At 64.4% G+C, this 1,712-nt stretch carries 1 protein-coding gene and 2 pseudogenes; 2 read left to right on the top strand and 1 reads right to left on the bottom strand.

What is annotated here, in order from left to right; all coding sequences use genetic code 11:
* On the bottom strand, window positions 1-211 hold a 211-nt coding region (locus HV796_RS42085; protein ID WP_217478243.1), incomplete at its 3' end, for a DUF5372 family protein.
* Between the two features lie 53 nt (window positions 212-264).
* On the opposite strand from HV796_RS42085, the pseudogene HV796_RS42080 reads away from it, so the two are divergent.
* Together HV796_RS42080 and HV796_RS42075 are read left to right on the top strand one after the other, a co-directional pair.
* Window positions 265-1,050 (top strand): annotated as a pseudogene (locus HV796_RS42080) (Mu transposase domain-containing protein); the annotation flags it as partial.
* Between the two features lie 26 nt (window positions 1,051-1,076).
* Window positions 1,077-1,580, top strand: a pseudogene (locus tag HV796_RS42075) (ATP-binding protein); the annotation flags it as partial.
* Window positions 1,581-1,712: the final 132 nt, after the last annotated feature.

The raw sequence follows: 1,712 nt of genomic DNA, 5'->3' as shown, positions 1-1,712 counted from the left end.
GCAGCCTTCGAAGATCCTCGACACGAAACTCGGAGCGTCCCGCCGCAGTCTGGGCGAATGCGTCCGGCTCGTCCACATCAGTCCATGAGGCCAGTATCGACGCTAGCCGGCCATGTTCGTCATAGAACATGACACGATCCTCTCCCCAGTTCTGGCGTCGGGTAGCCAACTGGATTCGGGTACCGCGCAGGGGGTGAAATGGATGGGTGATCTCGACCGTTACGGTCGCGCAACCGTCATCACGACAAGCAGTTGCTGACTTACGATAAGGCCAAGGTCGAAGTCGGTGTGCAAATCGTCGAGCGCTGGGTGCTGGCCCGGCTGCGCCATCACCGCTTCTACAGCCTGGCCGAACTCAACAAGGCCATCGCGAACCTGATTACCAACCTGAACCAGCGGCCGTTCAAACGACTCGAAGGCACGCGCCGCGAGTGGTTCGAGCGTCTGGACCAGCCCGTGCTGCGCCCGCTGCCGGCACGGCGCTACGAGGTCGCCACCTTCCAGAAGTGCCGCGTGAACATTGACTACCATGTCGAGGTCGGCGGCCACTACTACAGCGTGCCGCACAGCTTGGCGCGGCAGGAAGTCTGGGCGCGCATCACGCGCCACGGCGTCGAGATCCTGCATAACAGCCGGCGCGTTGCCGCGCACGCGCGCTCACGGCTCAAGGGCAAGCATACGACCGTCGCTGAGCACATGCCAGTCGCGCACCGCGCGCACATGGAATGGACGCCGGGCCGGTTGCTCAACTGGGGCAAGTCCGTCGGTCCCGGTGCCGAAGCCATCGTCCAGCATCTGCTGACCAACAGGCCTCACCCGGAGATGGGCTACCGCGCCTGCCTTGGGCTGCTCTCGCTCGAACGCACGTACAGCCGTGTCCGGCTCGAAGCTGCCTGCCTGCGCGCGCTGACCATCGGCTCGCCGACGCGTCGCCCGGTGTTGTCGATCCTCGAAGCCGGCCTCGATCAGCAGCCCGCGCTCCCGATAACCCTCACTGAGTGGCGTGCGCCCGATCACGAGAATGTGCGCGGCCCGGATTACTACCATTGATTTACAACTGACCCGAGGAGGTCGAGATGTTGATGCAGCACACCGTAACCCAGCTTAAGGCACTAAAGCTCGACGGCATGGCCCGTGCGTTCGAAGAGCAATCCGCGCTCACGGCCAGCACCAGCCTGTCGTTCCAGGAGCGCGTGGGCATGCTCGTCGATCGCGAAGTCGCCTGGCGCGATACGCGCCGACTCGAACGTCTGCTGCGCGCGGCGAAGCTCAAGAACCCGAACGCCTGCGTCGAGGACATCGAGTACCGGCAGAGCCGCGGCCTCGATCAGCGCGTCGCAGCCACGCTCGCTGGCTGCGACTGGGTACGCAACGCGCAGAACCTGCTGCTGACCGGCCCGACCGGCGCGGGCAAGACGTGGCTCGCGTGCGCGTTCGGGCAGCAGGCGTGCCGTCAGGGCTTCTCCGTGTTCTACGTGCGCGTCGCGCGGCTGTTCGAGGAACTGAAGATCGCGCACGGCGACGGCAGCTTCACGCGCCGGCTCGCTCAGCTTGCGAAGATCGATGTGCTGATCCTTGATTTATGTGCAGCGCGCGGTTAAGTGGAGAGATCGTGCAGCAAGGCGAACCCGCCTGGTTTGAGCATGCCTTGACTGCACATAACAGGTCAGAGTCTACGCAGCCAGCCAACCAGGTCAGCGCCGTTCCAGATG

This window comes from Paraburkholderia humisilvae, assembly GCF_902859855.1.
Lineage (GTDB): Bacteria > Pseudomonadota > Gammaproteobacteria > Burkholderiales > Burkholderiaceae > Paraburkholderia > Paraburkholderia humisilvae.
Note: the sequence above shows the minus strand (reverse complement) of the source record. Positions and strands in the feature narration are given on the sequence as shown.